The sequence below is a fragment of the Kitasatospora sp. MAA19 genome (genome assembly GCF_029894125.1).
GTDB lineage: Bacteria > Actinomycetota > Actinomycetes > Streptomycetales > Streptomycetaceae > Kitasatospora.
Window position 1 is genome coordinate 1 of sequence record NZ_JARXYZ010000017.1, and the last position, 15,503, is coordinate 15,503.

Sequence of the window (15,503 nt, forward strand, 5' to 3'; positions counted from 1 at the left end):
CGCCTGGCTCCACACCTACAATCACCACCGCGGACACACCGCACTCGCAGGCCAACCACCCGCAAGCCGCATCCCCAACCTCACGGGACAGAACATCTAGGGCCTGCCGTCACGTGCGGTCAGGCGGCCGGCCCGGGGCGCCGGGCGCCGGCGAACTCGCCCGCCCAGCGCGGGACGTCCAGGACGTGGTCGACCTGGGCCACCAGCGTCCCGGTGCGCTCGGCGTGGATCATCGCGCCGTCGCCGACGTGGATTCCGACGTGGTGCAACGGCGCGTCCGGGCGGGAGAAGAAGAGCAGGTCGCCCGGGGCGAGGGCGCCGCGCTCCACCGGCGCGCTGCGGTGGAACTGGGCGACGGTGTAGTGCCCGAGCTCGACGCTGCCGTGGCTGGCCAGGTACCAGCAGTGGAGGGACAGTCCGCTGCAGTCGAAGCCGACCGTGCTCTCGCCCAGGCAGGTGCCGTCGAGGTAGCCGTTCTCCTCGTCGCAGAAGCCGAGGCTCGCCCCCAGCCGGTCGCCGCCGCCCCAGGCGTACGGCACGCCGATCTGGGCGGCGGCCACCTCGGCGACCCGGCGGCCGAGGGCGGCGGACGGGAGGGCCGGGGGCGCCGCGTGGTTCGCGGCTCGGGCCGCGGCCGCGGGGGCGAGTGCCGGGATGAGTCCCGCCCCGAGCGCCAGGCCCAGCATCCGGCGCCGCCGGACTCCGAAGGCCTCGTCGCGATACGGCGGTTGGGATTCCATCGATGACCCCTGGTGTTCGGCGCGCCGTCGACGCGCGCGGTCGGAGGCACCAGGATTCCGGCCCGGCGGGTCGGCCCACCATCACCCATACCGGTGAATCGTGGGCGCACCGGGCCCGAGGTAAAGGGGAAACCGCTGGTAAATGGTTTGACGGTCGGTCAGGAGAAACCAACGATGGGCGCAAATGTTCGGTCGAGACCTTCGGAGTGCCCCATGAGCAGTGCCGTCAAGCTGATCCGAAACTCCCGCCTCACCTCGGCCGTCGACTACGCCTATGCGGCCGTGGTCGACGCCCCGGCCCGCTCGCTCTGGCTCGCGGGCGCCTGCCCGCTCGACGCCGAGGGGCGGACGGTCGCCGTCGGCGACTACGAGGGCCAGGCCCACCAGGTGATGCGCAATCTGATCACCACCTTGGAGGACGCCGGAGCCGGGCTGACCGACATCGCCCGGACGACGGTGTACGTGGCCTCCGCCGACCGGGCCGACCTGGTGGCGGTGTGGAACGTGTATCGCGAGTACATGGGGGAGCACGACGCCCCCAGCACCCTGCTCGGCGTCTCGGTGCTCGGCTACGACGACCAACTGGTGGAGGTGGAGGCGGTGGCCGTGCTGCCCTGACGCCCGCCGGCGCGGCGGGAGTTGCGCCGGCCCGGCGACCGGTCCCCCCGTAGGCCTCCGCCGAGCCTCGTGCGGTCGTCCGGCGTATTCACCGGTGTGGTTGTGGAGCCTCCGGGATCGGCTTCCGGGCCCTGGATGTCCGAATTCAGATACCGATCGTTCGGTTTTCTGCTGCCAGGTGGCGTGCGGCGCCGACCCCGCTTTTGGCCACCCGTCGACGGGCCGGCGACCCGTGGGCAAAGTGCGGACCATGCGGTGGGGAGGGGGAGCGTTTGAGGCGATTCGCCGACATCGTCTTGTCGGCCGTAGGCCACCGGTAGCTAAGATACGGGGTGTTTGGTTTTGTTTTCCGGGAGCTCTGGGTGGGGTGGTTGCGGTGGTACGGCAGGAGCGGGCGCTCCGGACGCGTCGGCTGATCCTGGAGGCGGCGGCGTCGGTCTTTGACGAGTTCGGCTACGAGGGCGCCACCATCGGCGAGGTGGTCTCGCGGGCCGGCGTGACGCGCGGTGCGGTCTATTTCCATTTCGCCTCCAAGCGGGATCTGGCCCAGGGTGTCGTCGAGGAGCAGTTCGTCCAGGACGGTGTGCCCGAACGGGTCTGCAAACTCCAGGAGTTCGTGGACACCGGGATGGTGGTGGCCTATCTGATGCCACGTGATCCGCTGCTGAGCGCGGGGGCCCGGCTCTCCCTCGGCCAGGACGTCTTCGACGACCTCGGCGGCGGTGCGATCCCGGGCTGGATCAGCCGGTTGGAGGCGCTGCTCGTCGCCGCGGGCGAGCGAGGCGAACTGCTGCCGCACGTCGTCCCGGCCGACACGGCGTGGTTGGTCACGGCCGCGTGGACGGGTGTGCAGATCCAGTCGCAGAAGCTCTCCGGGCGCGCCGACCTCGAGCGGCGGGCCGCCGGGCTGTTTCAGCACCTGATGCCGAGCGTCGCGGTGCCGGGTGTGCTCGGCTCGCTGCAGATGGGACCGGACCGCGGCGCCCAGGTGGTCGCCGAGGTGGCGGCCGCCCGGGCGGCGGCGGAGGGTGCCGAGGCGCCGGGCGAGTCGCAGCCGGAGGCGCAGGTGGTCGCGGACGGGGTCGGTGTGGGCTGACGGTCCGACAGCGGCCGGAAGTCTCGCTGGCCGGTGCGGAGTTGATCGAGGCTCGGTGGCCTCCCTGCTCGCGGGGGCGTCCGAGCGGCGGCAGACCGGGCGATGGTCGGCCGGCCGGCGGCCGGCTGGTCGGTGGTCGGTGCGGGTGTGGGCGAATTGGCGGCGGCGCGGGATCCATGGGGGTCCGACGCCGCCTTCGGTTTGTCCGTGCACGGATGCGCTGCGTGCCCGGGTCGTGGCACGGCGTGGATGCCGCGCCACGACCTTGGTGGCGGCCATTCATCCCACGGAAACAAACAGCGCGTTCGGTTTTGTATTGACAAACCGCGCGTCCTGTTTTTGACTGGTGACAGTCGCCCTAGGGGTGTCGACCCGGGTGCCAGCCGCGGCGGATCGGCCTGCGGCGTTCCGTGTGATTGGGGTGGTCATCGTGGAAATTCGGGTGCTCGGGGCGCTGGACGTCCGGGTGTGCGGAGTGTCGGTGGTGCCGTCGGCGCCGAAACCGCGTCAAGTCCTGGGGCTGCTGGCCCTGCGGGCCGACCAGGTCGTTCCGGCCGGGGTGCTGGCCGAGGAACTGTGGTCGGGCCGCCCGCCGCGCAGCGCGCGCACCACCGTGCAGACGTACGTGCTCCAGCTGCGCGACATGATCGACCGGGCGCTCGCCCGGGTGGGCACGGCCGCAGGGGTCTCCTGCGCCAAGGACGTGCTGGTGACCTCGCCCGGCGGCTACATGCTGAACAGCGGCGGCGGGTTGACGGATGTCCGCGAGTTCGAGCGGCTCGCCGGCATGGGCTACCGGGCCATGGACGGCGACGACCACCCGCTGGCCGCCAGGATGCTCGGCGAGGCGCTCGGCCTGTGGCGTGGGCCGGCCTTCGCCGATGTGCCCGCGGGCGGCCAACTCGCCGTCGAGTCCAAGCGGTTGGAGGAGACCCGGCTCTGCGCCCTGGACCAGCGGATCGAGGCGGACCTACGGCTCGGGCGCCACCGTGTGCTGCTCGCCGAACTCACCGTCCTGGTCGACCGCTACCGCACCCACGAGAGCCTGCACGGCCAGTACATGATCGCCCTGCACCGCTCCGGCCGACGAGGCGAGGCCCTGGAGGCCTACCAGCGCCTGCGCAACACCCTGGTACGGGAGCTGGGCATGGAACCCTCGGCCGGGCTGCGGCGGCTGCAGCGCTCCATCCTGCTGGCCGGCCCGGAGCGCCCGGACCGCGAAGCGGCCGGGGCCACAGCGCCGGAGGCGGCCACGGCCAGGTTCACCAGGGTCGGCTGAGGACGCGCGGAAGACGCCGGCGCCGCCGGGGCGCCGCTCGGGTGTGGTCGGAACGTGCTTGTCGTTGTGAGGGGTTGTGGGTCGGGTGGTGCAGGAGAGGTCGGAACGGACGCGCGGACGGCTGGTCGAGGCGGGGGCGGTGCTGTTCGACCGCTGCGGCTACGCCGGCGCCACGCTCGGCGAGATCGCCGGTGCGGCGGGAGTGACGAAGGGCGCGCTCTACTTTCACTTCGTGTCCAAGGAGGAGCTGGCCCAGGCGGTGTTCCAGCAGGCCGAGCGCTTGCTGCGCAGAGCCTGCGGCGCCCTGCGCGCCACCTCCTCCCCCCTCCAGGCGCTGATCGACCTGGGCCACTGGCTGGTCGACGCCCTGGAGTCGGACGCCGTGGTCCGCGCGGCGTTCCGGCTCGGCCGGGAGGGTGGCGGCTGGCAGCCGCAGGCCGCCGTGCCCCCTCCCGGCGGAGTCGCCTCCGGCGCCCTGGTCGCGGGTATGCGGGGCTTCCACGGCGTCTGGGCCGGTGTCGTCCGGGACCTGCTGACCGGCGCCCGGCGGGCCGGTGAGCTGCGTGAGCGCACGGGCGCGCTCGGGCCGGAGACCCTGGTCGTGGCGGCAGCCTGCGGGCTGGAGGTGGTGTTCGGCGACGGCTGCCCGGGCGAGGAGCGCGCCCTTCGCGTCGGCGCCCTGTGGGAGTGGCTGCTGCCCTGCCTCGTCCCCCCGGGCTCCGCCGACGGCTACCGGACCAGGCCGCTGGCACCGCTGCCCGGCTGAGCCCCGGCGGCCTGCGCCACCCCGCCGGGCGGGCGGCTCAAGAGTAGGCGGGTCAAGGGCGGGTGGTTCAAGGGTGAGCGGGTGGGGCGTTCCGTACGGCGCGCCCCACCCGGTGCGCTGGTCACGCCGAGCGGAGGCGCTCCGCCAGGCCGGCGGCGGTGAAGGCGGCCACCAGGTCGTCGCGGTCCTCGGTGAAGTGGGCCCAACTGTCGTGGTGGACGGGGACCACCCGGCGGGCGTCGAGGATCCTGGCGGCCTCGGCGGCCTGGGCGCTGTCCAGGACGAGGGGCGCGCCGTCGAAGAGAGCGGGGAAGCGGGGCGCCCCGGCGAACAGGATCGCGGTGTCCACGGGTGCGAACCGTTGGGCGATCTCCTCGACCAGGGGGAGTGAGGCGTTGTCGCCGCTGACGTAGACGGTGGGCAGCCCCTCCCCGGTCAGTACGAAACCGACGACCTGGCCGGTGACCGCCTCGACCTCCGCGCGGGACCCGGGCCCGTGGAGGGCGGGAACGCCGGTCACGGTGACGGTGCCGCCGCCGGGGCGGTCCAGCGTGATGGACTCCCAGTCGGCCAGCCCCCGGGCCGTCCCGCCGAGGCGCCGGCCGCCGCCGGGAGTGGTGAGGGTGAGCGGGACGTCGGCCAGCAGCGCCCGGCCGGAGTGGTCGAGGTTGTCGGGGTGCTCGTCGTGGGAGAGCAGGACGACGTCGACGCGGCCGGTGTCCGCGGGGCTTCCGGCCGAGGGCGCGGTCTTGGTCAGCAGTGGGCCGGCGGGCCGCTGGTAGTCGCCCGGCTCGTCGAAGGTCGGGTCGGTGAGGAACCGCAGGCCGCCGTAGTCGAAGAGGGCGGTCGGGCCGCCGAAGAGGCGGACGGGGAACTGCTCGACGGTCGTGTCGGAAGAAGCCATGGCGAAGTACACCTCACGGATTGAAGCGGTTTATCCGTGAGAAAAGCTAGCCCGTTCTCACGGATGAGCGCAACCGCTACCATGAGATTCATGACGGAGACCGACGACGACCCCGCCCCGCCGCCTGCGACGGGCGAGCAGCAGTACCCCTCGATCGCCCTGGTCAACAGCGCCGTCACGCTGCCCGGCGGACACGTGGTCGACCGCCTGGGCACACCGGCGTCCGCCGAACAGTGGCTCCTGGAGCACGAGCTCGCGCCCGCCGACGCCGGCCTGCGGGAGATGTGCACGGCGCAGGTGCGCTCGATGCGGGAGCAGATCAGGACCTTGTTCGCGGCCCGGGTCGCGGAGCTGCCCGCGCCCGCCTCCGCGCTGACCGCCGTCAACGACGCCCTGACGCGTCTCCCCACCGCCCGGCTGCTGCGGTGGGACGACGGCAACGGCCCCTACCGTGCCGCACCGCACCCCACCACCGAGATCGTCGACCACGCCCTGGCGACCCTCGCCGCCGACGCCGCGGACCTGCTCACCGGGCCCGACGCCGTCCGCCTCACCGCCTGCGGCTCCACCCCGTGCACCCGGTACCTCCTCCGGCACGGCCGCCGCCACTGGTGCTCCACCCGCTGCGGCGACCGCGCCCGCGCGGCCCGCGCCTACGCCCGACGCACCCGGCCCCAGCCGGACTGACCGCCCCGGCGGGAACCCGGGGCCGTGCCCGCGCGTCCCGCCGGTCCCGCCCGCCCGCCGGCCCGCCGGCCGGGTCGGGTCGGCGGGTCGGGTCGGGGGCCGCGTTCGGCCGGGCCGAATGTCAGTGCGGCTCGCCATGATGGCGGTATGAAGGACGCAGCCACCATGGCCTCTCCCGCCGCCCCGGCCTCCCCGCAGGCCTACGCCGATGCCGTCGCCGCCGCCGTACGGGCCGCCGCCGCGTACTACGCCGACGGCGCCACCCCGCTCGGCGACGACGAGTACGACGCCCTGGTGCGGGCGATCGAGGCCTACGAGCGCGAGCACCCGGACGAGGTGCTGCCCGAGTCGCCCACCGGCAAGGTGGCCGGTGGCGCGGCGGTCGGCGACGTCCCGCACAGCGTGCCGATGCTCTCCCTCGACAACGTCTTCTCGGCCGAGGAGCTGGAGTCCTGGGCGGCCGGCCTGGAGCGTCGACTCGGTCGCCCGGTCGCCGCCTGGTGCGTCGAGCCGAAGCTGGACGGCCTCGCCATCGCCGCCCGCTACCGGGCCGGCCGGCTCACCCGGGTGCTGACCCGAGGTGACGGCCTGGCGGGGGAGGACATCACCGCCGCGGCCGACGCCGTGCTCGGCCTGCCCGACCGGCTCGCCGAGCCGGTCGACGTCGAGCTGCGCGGTGAGGTGCTGCTCACCCACGAGCAGTTCGAGCAGGCCAACGCCGTCCGTACCGCCCACGGCGCCACCCCGTTCGCCCACCCGCGCAGCGGCGCGGCCGGCACCCTGCGAGCCAAGGACCGCGCCTACCGCGTCGAGCTCACCTTCTTCGCCTACGACGCCCTCGGCCTGCCCGGCCTCGACCACGCCGAACTGCTGGTCCGGCTGGCCGCCCTCGGCGCCCACACCGCCGCCGGCACCGCCGCCGCGCCGCGCCGCTGCGCCACCCTCGCGGAGGCGCAGCAGCGGATCGACGAGATCGCCGGCCTGCGCGCCGCGCTGCCCTTCGGGATCGACGGCGTCGTGGTGAAGGCGGACGCGGTGGCCGACCAGGAGGCGGCCGGGTCCGGCTCCCGCGCGCCGCGCTGGGCGGTCGCCCGCAAGCTGCAGGCGCAGCACCAGGTCACCCGGCTGCTCGGCGTCGAGTGGAACGTCGGCCGCACCGGGATCATCGCGCCCCGGGCCGTCCTCGAACCGGTGGTGATCGACGGCGTCACCGTCACCTACGCGACCCTGCACAACCCGGCGGACATCGAGCGCCGCGGCCTGATGATCGGCGACCAGGTGTTCGTCTACCGGGCCGGCGACGTGATCCCGCGCGTCGAGGCGCCGTTGGTCGACCAGCGCACCGGCGCCGAGCAGCCGATCGCCTTCCCCGAGGTCTGCCCGCGCTGCGGTGACGCGATCGACACCTCCGAGCAGCGCTGGCGCTGCGTGCGCGGCCGGGCCTGCCAGGCGGTGGCCTCGGTGATCTACGCGGCCGGGCGCGACCAGCTCGACATCGAGGGCCTCGGCGGCACCCGGGCCGTCCAGCTGGTCGAGGCCGGGCTGGTCGCCGACCTCGCCGACCTGTTCACCCTCACCCGGGAGCAGCTGCTCACCCTGGAGCGGATGGGCGACACCAGCGCCGACAACCTGCTCGCCGCCATCGAGACCGCCCGCAGCCGCCCCCTGAACCGGGTGTTCTGCGCCCTCGGCATCCGCGGCACCGGCCGGACGATGTCCCGCCGGATCGCCGCGCACTTCGGCAGCATGGCCGCGATCCGCGCCGCCGACGCCGAGGCGCTGGCCGGCGTGGACGGCATCGGAGCCGAGAAGGCCGCTGTGATCGTCACCGAACTCGTCGACGTGGCGGCGCTGTTGGACCGGCTCGCGGCCCAGGGCGTCGGTGCCGCGGTGACCGAGCCGACCGCTCCCGCCGCCACGTCTGCGGACGGCGGCTCGGCGGCCACGGACGGCACCGCCGCGGGCCCGCTGGCCGGACAGAGCGTGGTCGTCACCGGCAGCATGACGGGCGCCCTCGCCGAACTCTCCCGCAACGCGATGAACGAACTGATCGAACGCGCCGGCGGCAAGGCCTCCTCCTCGGTGTCCAAGCGCACCACCCTGCTCGTCGCGGGCGAGAAGGCCGGTTCCAAGCGCGCCAAGGCCGAGGAGCTCGGCGTGGCGGTCATGACCCCGGAGGAGTTCGCCGCCCTGGTGGCCGACCAGCTCGGCTGAGGGCCGGACCATCGGTGCCGAGCCCCGAGCCCCGAGCCCCGAGCCCCGAGCCCCGAGCCATCGGTGCCGAGCCCCGGGCCGTGGGTGCCGAGCCCCGGACGACCGGAGCCGAGCCCCGGAACACCGGTTGATCACCGGCGTCGGCGGTGCGGTAGGGTAACCGACGCCGAGTATGACCGCGACTCAAGGAGGTGAGCCCCATTACCGGTATGTCCGAGCGGGTGCTCCCGGAGCGCGGCCGTGCGGGCGCCCCGCGCGCGTAGCGCGGACGCGTCGGCGCGGCGCCGGCCCTTGTGGGAGCCCTGACGGAGTCGTCCGTCTCCTCCCGATTCCCCCAAGGGGTTCTCTTGTCGGTCTTTGCCTCCGCCGCCCTCCGTTCCTCGGTGATCTCCCGGCTGCGTGCCGCCGGATGCGTGTTCGCCGAGGACGAGGCGCGGATCCTGCTCGCCGCCGCCACCACACCGGCCGACCTGGGTGTGATGGTCCGCGCCAGGGCCGAGGGGCGGCCACTGGAACACGTCGTCGGCTGGGCCGAGTTCGCCGGACTGCGGATCGCCGTCGACCCCGGCGTGTTCGTCCCGCGCCGTCGCAGCGAGTTCCTGGCCGCCACCGCCACCGCGCTCACCGGCCCGGGCGCCGTGGTCGTCGACCTCTGCTGCGGCAGCGGCGCCCTCGCCGCCGCGGTGGCGGCCGCCGCCACGCACCCGGTCGAGCTCTACGCGGCCGACGTCGACCCGGTCGCCGTCCGCTGCGCCCGCCGCAACCTGGCCGGGGCCGGGGCCCTGGTCGTCGAGGGCGACCTGTTCGCTGCGCTGCCCGTCGACCTGCGCGGCCGGATCGACGTCCTGCTGGCCAACGTCCCGTACGTCCCGAGCGCCGACATCGCGCTGCTGCCGCCCGAGGCCCGTCTGCACGAGGCACGGCCGGCACTGGACGGCGGCGCGGACGGACTGGACGTGCTGCGCCGGGTGGCCGCCGAGGCACCGGGCTGGCTGGCCCCGGGCGGCTCGCTGCTGTTCGAGACCAGCGAGCGGCAGACGCCGACGGCCCTCGCCGTCGCCCGCGCGGCCGGGCTCGACGCGGCCGACGGCTGGTGCGAGGACCTCGACGCGACGGTCGTCACCGCGACCCGGCGCTGACGGGCCGCCCCGCCGCCCGGGCCCGGCGCCGACGGGCCGGGCGGCCGTGGCGGATCAGATCCGGGCGCCGTAGACGTGGTCGACCGGGACGGTGATGAGCACGCGGCGGTCGGAGACCATCGCCTGGCGGTACTCCGCCCAGTCGGGGTGTTCGCCGGCGGCCCGGCGGTAGTAGTCCACCAGCGCCTCGACCTCGGCCCCATCGGGGTCGGTGCCCGGTCCGGTCAGGCCGGCGACGCCCTCGGCGGTGGCCCAGGAGCGCCCGTCCGGCCCGGTCACCTCCAGGCTGACCCGGGCGTCCCGGCGCAGGTTGGCGGTCTTGGCCAGGCCTTCCCTGGTGGAGATGAGGATGGCGTTCGCCGCACGGTCGTAGAAGGGCATGACGGGCGAGAGCTGGGGGCGGCCGTCGGCCTTGATCGTGGCGAGGATACCGAGCCGGCTCTCCGCGAGGAGCGCGTACGGGTCGAAGGATGTGGTGGTCGTCATGGCAGCATCATCGGGCTTCACACCGGTGTGAAGGTCAAGGCGCGGCAGGCGTGTTGCGGTCGGTCGGCCGGCCTGGCTGTTGCGCGGACCCACCGTACGGCACCTGCCTGGGGAGCGGATGCCGTACGCGGGCGGCAGCCGGTCAGCTGTTGCGGCTGATGGTGTCCCGGATCCAGTCCGCGTAGGCGGGCGCACTGGTGTAGAGACCCGGACCCTGCGAACAGGGGACCCCGGGGGCGCCGGGGCCGGAGGTCACGCCGATGAGCTCCCACCGCCCGCCCCGGCCCCGCTGGATCTGCGGCCCGCCGGAGTCCCCGAAGCACGCCATGGCGTCCGGCACGCGGCTGATCGTGCACAGCCTGGTGGGGTCCGCGTAGCCGGGGGCGCACTCGCTCTCGGCTCCCCGGCGGGTGTCGAGCTCCTGCAGCCGCTCCGCGAACCGCGCGTCGGCCAGCTCGGTGATGTCGACGACCGTGCCGAAGCCCAGCAGCCGCGTGTCGGTGCCGGGCCGCCCCGGCTGCTTCGCGATCCGGACGGGCTTCTGGGCGACCGGGCGATCCAGCCGGACCAGTGCGACGTCGTCGCGGTTCGCGGCCACGTTCTCGCCATTCCGGTAGCCAGGGTGGACCACCGTCAGATCGATGGACCGGACGGTGCCGCCGGAGTGCCGCTGGGCACTGCCGATCCGGACGGTCCCGTCCAGGTCCACCGGCCCAGTCACGCAGTGGGCCGCCGTCAGCACCCACTGCGGATCGATGAGCGACGCCCCGCAGGCGCCGTCGGTCAGACCCGCGGACGGGGCCGACATCGGGATCGACGCCATGAACGGGTAGCGCTCGGTGGAGTCCCGTCCGTTGACGATCGCTCCGGCGCTTCCGGCCGTCATGGTGGCGCCCACCGCGGCGACGAGGCCGGCGACGGTCACGGCACGCGGGGTACGACGGCGCATCAACTTCGGCAAGGTGACGTTCCTTTCCTGCTGTTCGGATGTGTCCAGCCTGCGCGGTCAAGATCCACCGAACCATCAGGACAACCGGCCGACGCCTGGTGGGGACAGCCCCCGATCCCCCCGGGGGGCTGTCCTGACCAGGGGGATCAGGCGGGCGTGGGCAGCGCCCCGGCCGGTCACCCGGCTCAGAGCCCGGCGGCGGTCAGCCGTCGATGCGGTGCTCGCGCCAGAAGGGGGTCAGGTCGACCAGGGTGGCGGCCTGGGCGGCGGACTTGAAGGCGGCGGTGGTGGAGAGGCCGTACCAGTGGGTGCGGGCGTAGTCGTGCAGGAGGGCGGACATCGCGGCGGGGCCGATGAGGCGGCGCAGTTCGTGCAGGGCGCAGGCGCCGTGGTCGTAGACGACGGCCTCGTAGCGGGCGGGGTGGGCGTCCCAGTAGGCCATCGGGTTGGTCAGGCGTTCGGCGTCGGACTCCCAGGGGGTCGCGGCCGTGCAGCCCTCGCCGGTGCGGCCGAGGGCGAGGTCGGTGGCGTACTCGCTGAAGGACTCGTCCAGCCAGGGCGCGCGGTACTGGTCGTCGCCGACGATGCCGTACCACCACTGGTGCGCCAACTCGTGGACGAGAGCGCTGGGTTTGACCCGGTCGAGGACGAAGGCCGGGTACTCCATGCCGCTGAACCAGAAGGCGTTGTCCAGCACGACGGCCAACTCGCCGTACGGGTAGGGGCCGTAGCGGGCCGAGTGGGCGTCGATGGTGGCGAGGGCGAGGTCGAGCATCCGCCGGGCGTCCTCGGCGGTGACGTTCGCGGCCGCGAAGACGCCGATCCGGACACCGCCGGGGGAGCGGCCGGTGATCCGGGTGAACGGGCCGGCCGCCCAGGCGAAGTCGCGGACCTGGCGCGCGGCCGCCCGGGTGATGGTCCGGCCCTCGGCACCGGGGGCGTCGACGGCGCTGCCGGTGGCGGGGACCAGCAGCTCGGAGGGGTGGTCCAGGGTGACGGCGAAGTCGGCGGCGAGGGCGTAGAAGGACTCGCCGTTGCCGGTGTACGGGTCGAGGTGCCAGCCGGCCTCGTCGTGGACGGCGAGCACCGGCAGCGCGTTGCCGAGGAAGCTGAAGGCGCCGTCCCGTCCGAAGCGGTCGGCGGCGCCGGGGGCGTCGACGGCGAGGTCGAACTCGACGGTGCCGGCCGCTCCCGGGGGCAGCGGCCGGGGCAGGGCGACCCGTAGCGCGGTGCAGTCCAGGGAGTAGTCGCCCGGGAGGCCGGACAGCCGGACGGGCGGTGCCGCGCAGCCGCCGTGGGAGTTGTCCCAGAGCCGCAGGTACACCTCGTGCAGCGGCCGCGGCGAGGCGTTGGTGAAGGTGATCCGCTCGTGGCCCCGCCAGCTGCCGCCGGTGGCGTCGCTGCGCAGCGCGACGGTGTAGGCGGGCCGGGCCGGGGTGTGGACGGTGTCAGCCTGCGGCACAGGCACAGGCACAGGCACAGGCACAGGCGCAGGCGCAGGTGGTGACGGTGGCGGGGCCGCGGCCACCGACAGGAGCACGGCGAGGACGGCGAGCAGGATGGGGGTTCGTCTCATCGGTCGTGCTCCGATCGGTGGCCGCCGGTGCGGGTCAGCGCGCCGGGGTGGTCTCCCGGTGCCGGGCCAGCACCCGTTCGACCGCCCGGTCGACGCCGGGCAGCGCGGTGCCGAGGTCGGTGTAGACGACCTGCTCCACGGTCGCCACCGTGTGCAGGCCCTGGACCAGGAAGGTGTACTCCCGGCCGCGCTCCAGCAGCAGGACGATCGGCTTGCCGAAGGCGCTCGCCCAGCCGATCTCGATGTGGGTGCCGGGCGAGGCCGGGAAGCCGGGCAGGGCGACGAACAGTTCGGCCTTGCGGATCTCGTCCTGGTCGAGCTTGGTGCACTGCTCGGGCCGCATCAGTTCCTCGCCCCACGCCTCGCGGCGGTGGGCGTTGTGCACGGCGACGCCCTGGGCTTCGAAGTGCTTGATCAGAAGGTCGAACGGCGCCCGGGCGTCGTCCGGCATCAGGCCGGTGGCGGGGTCGAGGAGTTGGATGAACGGCCCGGCCAGGAACAGTGAGCGGACTGCGGGCGCGGCGGCGGTGGGCTGAGTGGTCATGGCGGTCAGTCCTTGATGAAGCACTGGATGTAGGCGTCGCCGCTGGTGCCGAAGGTGTACTCGGTGGTGTCGTAGGCCGTGTACGGGTGGCGCTCGACCCGGATGGAGCGGAAGTGCGGAGTGTACTGCCAGCGCAGCTCGGGCTTGGTGCTGAAGAAGGGGATGAACACGCCGCCCGGGCGCAGCGCCCGGACCACCTCGGGCATGGTCCTGGCCCACAGCTCGGCGTCGGTCCAGACCTCCATGTCCAGGGCCGGGTCGAAGAACATGCCGTCGATGCTCTCCGAGGGCAGTTCGAAGATCCGCTGGAAGAAGTCGCCGCGCTCGACGGTCAGGTTCCCGGGCAGGTCCGGGTTCTTGGCCCGGAACAACTCCTCGACCTCGTCGAAGAGTTCGAGGACGGTGTGGCGGCGGGTGGCGGGGTGTCGGGCGATCCGCAGGGCGGACAGGCCGAGGCCGAGCCCGACCTCGTAGAAGTCCTGGCCGTACTCGCAGAGCAGGTCGGCGCTGGCCCACATCAGGTCGCGCTCCCAGGCCTGCATGGCCTGTTCGCCTCCGATGCTGAGGGTTACTTCACCGTTCTGCTCGATGAGTCGGATCTCGGGCTTGGTGGCAGGCGTCGTCATGGCGGTCGTCTTTCTCGTGGTGCGGGGGATCAGCGGGGCAGGACGCCGAAGTGGCGCCGGGCGGTGGAGACGGCGAGGTCCTGCACGGCGAAGACCGTGAAGTAGTACGCCTGGGGGGCGGTGGCCGGGTCGAAGCGGACGCGGAACACGACGTACTGCGGCTGTCCGCCGGTGGCGCGCACCTTCACCAGCTCCGGTTCGACGCGGGCGTCCTCGCGCAGGTAGGTCGGCACGAACAGGCCGAGCCGGACGGGGCCGGTGCGGGCGGCGTTGAGGACGGCGCGCACCTCCAGGAAGCCGCCCTGCTCGACCTCGTCGGCGCTGTACGCGAGCAGCGAGGGCGCCTCCGGCAGCCGGAAGGTGACGTCGCCGCAGCGCATGCAGACCGCGCAGGTGGTGTCCAGGACCTGCGGGAGCAGGCCGCGGCGGGTGAACTCCTGGGCCGGGCGGCCGCAGTGGCAGGTCACCTCGCGGACCTCGTGGTCGAGCGAGCTGCGGTCGCCGAAGTGCGCCGGGTAGGTCATCAGCTCGTCCTCGGGGTTCGCCGCGACCTGCCCGGCGATCGCGTGGTCGAGCGACTGCAGGTCGGCGGTGAGCGAGGTGTGGATCTCGGCGGCGGACTGGTCGGCCAGGTGGGTGGGCCGGGCCACCCAGAGGTCCACCTTGCGGGCCAGCTTGGTCAGCCGGGGGCGCAACGTGTGGTTGTGCGGCAGGAGTTCGGAGCCGAGCAGGGCGTTCAGCCGGCGGCCGACGGTGAGCACCAGCGGGTCGGGACGGTGATCGGCGGGCTCGGGTGCGGGGTGCGGGGTGTCGGGCAGGCCGAAGCGCAGGAAGGCCGGGTAGGGGTGCGAACCGGCCAGGCTGGCGTTGAGGGTGTCGACGGTGTCGGCGCCGGTGAGGGCGGAGCGCATCCAGGCGACGTTCTCCGGCCGGTCGGAGTCGTGCACCGAGACGGCGGCGACCACCGTGCGGGCGGGCCCGTCCAGCGCGTTGAGCAGCAGCTGGTACTTCGGGTCGTACAGCGCGAGGTCGGCCAGTGGCCCGCTGTTGCAGGCGCTGAGCACCACCTCCACGGCGGTCACCCGGTGCAGCGGGACGAGCTTGTCCTCCGGCTTGTAGCAGGGCAGCCCGTACGCGCAGCGCGGGCCGAGCAGCCCCGGCCGGGACGGGACGGCCGGGTTGAGGCCGCAGATGGTGAACTCGCCCAGGTTGACGCTGTCGTCCTTGCCGTGGCCCTGGAAGGCGACCTTGCGCCAGCGGGTGCCGAGGATCGCGGACTGGATGTCGACGCGCTCGAAGTCCCGGTCGTCGAAGACCTGGACGCCGGGCAGGTGCGGCGGCCGGTCGGTGTCGGTGAACAGGCCGAGGGCGTCGATGCCGGTGTCCGCGCGGGCGTACTGCTTGGCGATGCTCCAGGCCAGCGAGGCGGCGTCCCGGCCGCTCAGCAGCGTGAGGGCGTGGGTGCGGCTGCGGTAGGTGGCGAGCAGCAGCGAGCGCACCGGGTCGAGGGTGAGCCGGTCGTAGCAGCCGATCAGCAGCAGGCTGCCCGGGTGGTCGCGCAGGAAGGCCGGGGCGTCGGCGAGTTGGTCCTCGGGCAGCCAGGTCCGGGCCAGCGGTCGGGCCAGGTCGGCGACGCCGTCCGGGAGTCGGTCCTCGCCGAGGACGACGCCGAGGTCCAGCGGCCGTGGCCGGTCGAGGGCGGTGTAGAGGCGGGAGGCGAGCTCCGCGCTCTGCGCCAGGTCGTCCCGGCCCTCGACCGGGACGGGCACCGCGACCGCGTCCGGCGCGTCCAGGAACTCCTTGACGGCGGACGGCAGGTGGGCGAACTTGACCGGCCGGAAGAGCGGGCCTGCGGGGTTCATCGTCGGTGACCTCGTGG

The 15,503-nt window shown here is 73.8% G+C and carries 15 protein-coding genes; 7 read left to right on the plus strand and 8 right to left on the minus strand.

Annotated elements, in window-relative coordinates:
• Positions 1–119 precede the first annotated feature (119 nt).
• Positions 120–740, minus strand: a complete 621-nt coding sequence (locus P3T27_RS24275) for an NlpC/P60 family protein (protein WP_280681899.1) — start codon at positions 738–740, stop codon at positions 120–122.
• A 213-nt stretch (positions 741–953) separates the two neighbouring features.
• Here P3T27_RS24275 and P3T27_RS24280 point away from each other — a divergent pair, with 213 nt between their 5' ends.
• The 4 genes from P3T27_RS24280 to P3T27_RS24295 all read left to right on the plus strand — a co-directional run bounded on the left by P3T27_RS24280 (position 954) and on the right by P3T27_RS24295 (position 4,499).
• Complete coding sequence (locus P3T27_RS24280) at positions 954–1,358, plus strand: RidA family protein (RefSeq protein WP_280681901.1); 405 nt, start codon at positions 954–956, stop codon at positions 1,356–1,358.
• 367 nt (positions 1,359–1,725) lie between these two features.
• Entirely contained in the window at positions 1,726–2,454 is a 729-nt protein-coding gene (locus P3T27_RS24285) for a ScbR family autoregulator-binding transcription factor (protein WP_280681903.1), read from the plus strand.
• A gap of 430 nt (positions 2,455–2,884) precedes the next feature.
• The gene (locus P3T27_RS24290; protein WP_280681905.1) at positions 2,885–3,733 is read left to right on the plus strand and encodes an AfsR/SARP family transcriptional regulator; all 849 of its coding nucleotides are present in this window, start codon (positions 2,885–2,887) and stop codon (positions 3,731–3,733) included.
• Positions 3,734–3,818: 85 nt separating this feature from the next.
• A complete protein-coding gene (locus P3T27_RS24295; RefSeq protein ID WP_280681907.1) occupies positions 3,819–4,499 on the plus strand; it encodes a ScbR family autoregulator-binding transcription factor in 681 nt (226 codons plus the stop codon).
• 121 nt (positions 4,500–4,620) lie between these two features.
• Here P3T27_RS24295 and P3T27_RS24300 read toward each other — a convergent pair whose 3' ends face one another.
• Complete coding sequence (locus tag P3T27_RS24300) at positions 4,621–5,403, minus strand: MBL fold metallo-hydrolase (RefSeq protein WP_280681909.1); 783 nt, start codon at positions 5,401–5,403, stop codon at positions 4,621–4,623.
• Between the two features lie 90 nt (positions 5,404–5,493).
• Here P3T27_RS24300 and P3T27_RS24305 point away from each other — a divergent pair, with 90 nt between their 5' ends.
• The 3 genes from P3T27_RS24305 to P3T27_RS24315 all read left to right on the plus strand — a co-directional run bounded on the left by P3T27_RS24305 (position 5,494) and on the right by P3T27_RS24315 (position 9,443).
• Positions 5,494–6,090 (plus strand): ABATE domain-containing protein, encoded by a 597-nt coding sequence (locus P3T27_RS24305; protein WP_280681911.1) that lies wholly within the window; start codon positions 5,494–5,496, stop codon positions 6,088–6,090.
• Between the two features lie 147 nt (positions 6,091–6,237).
• On the plus strand, positions 6,238–8,304 hold the full coding sequence (ligA, locus tag P3T27_RS24310; protein ID WP_280681913.1) for an NAD-dependent DNA ligase LigA: 2,067 nt from the start codon (positions 6,238–6,240) through the stop codon (positions 8,302–8,304).
• Positions 8,305–8,651: 347 nt separating this feature from the next.
• Positions 8,652–9,443, plus strand: a complete 792-nt coding sequence (locus P3T27_RS24315; protein WP_280681915.1) for a putative protein N(5)-glutamine methyltransferase — start codon at positions 8,652–8,654, stop codon at positions 9,441–9,443.
• Positions 9,444–9,497: 54 nt separating this feature from the next.
• Here the strand turns inward: P3T27_RS24315 and P3T27_RS24320 are convergent, their stop codons facing one another.
• The 6 genes from P3T27_RS24320 to P3T27_RS24345 form a co-directional block, all read right to left on the minus strand.
• Complete coding sequence (locus tag P3T27_RS24320) at positions 9,498–9,929, minus strand: PPOX class F420-dependent oxidoreductase (protein WP_280681917.1); 432 nt, start codon at positions 9,927–9,929, stop codon at positions 9,498–9,500.
• 142 nt (positions 9,930–10,071) lie between these two features.
• The gene (locus P3T27_RS24325; RefSeq protein ID WP_280682145.1) at positions 10,072–10,878 is read right to left on the minus strand and encodes a serine protease; all 807 of its coding nucleotides are present in this window, start codon (positions 10,876–10,878) and stop codon (positions 10,072–10,074) included.
• A 202-nt stretch (positions 10,879–11,080) separates the two neighbouring features.
• Positions 11,081–12,340: a M1 family metallopeptidase gene (locus P3T27_RS24330; RefSeq protein WP_348534126.1), complete on the minus strand. Its 1,260-nt coding sequence runs from the start codon at positions 12,338–12,340 to the stop codon at positions 11,081–11,083.
• 148 nt (positions 12,341–12,488) lie between these two features.
• On the minus strand, positions 12,489–12,998 hold the full coding sequence (locus P3T27_RS24335) for a nucleoside 2-deoxyribosyltransferase (RefSeq protein WP_280681920.1): 510 nt from the start codon (positions 12,996–12,998) through the stop codon (positions 12,489–12,491).
• A 5-nt stretch (positions 12,999–13,003) separates the two neighbouring features.
• Positions 13,004–13,624: a class I SAM-dependent methyltransferase gene (locus tag P3T27_RS24340; RefSeq protein ID WP_280681922.1), complete on the minus strand. Its 621-nt coding sequence runs from the start codon at positions 13,622–13,624 to the stop codon at positions 13,004–13,006.
• Between the two features lie 29 nt (positions 13,625–13,653).
• Entirely contained in the window at positions 13,654–15,486 is a 1,833-nt protein-coding gene (locus tag P3T27_RS24345) for a hypothetical protein (RefSeq protein ID WP_280681924.1), read from the minus strand.
• Positions 15,487–15,503: the final 17 nt, after the last annotated feature.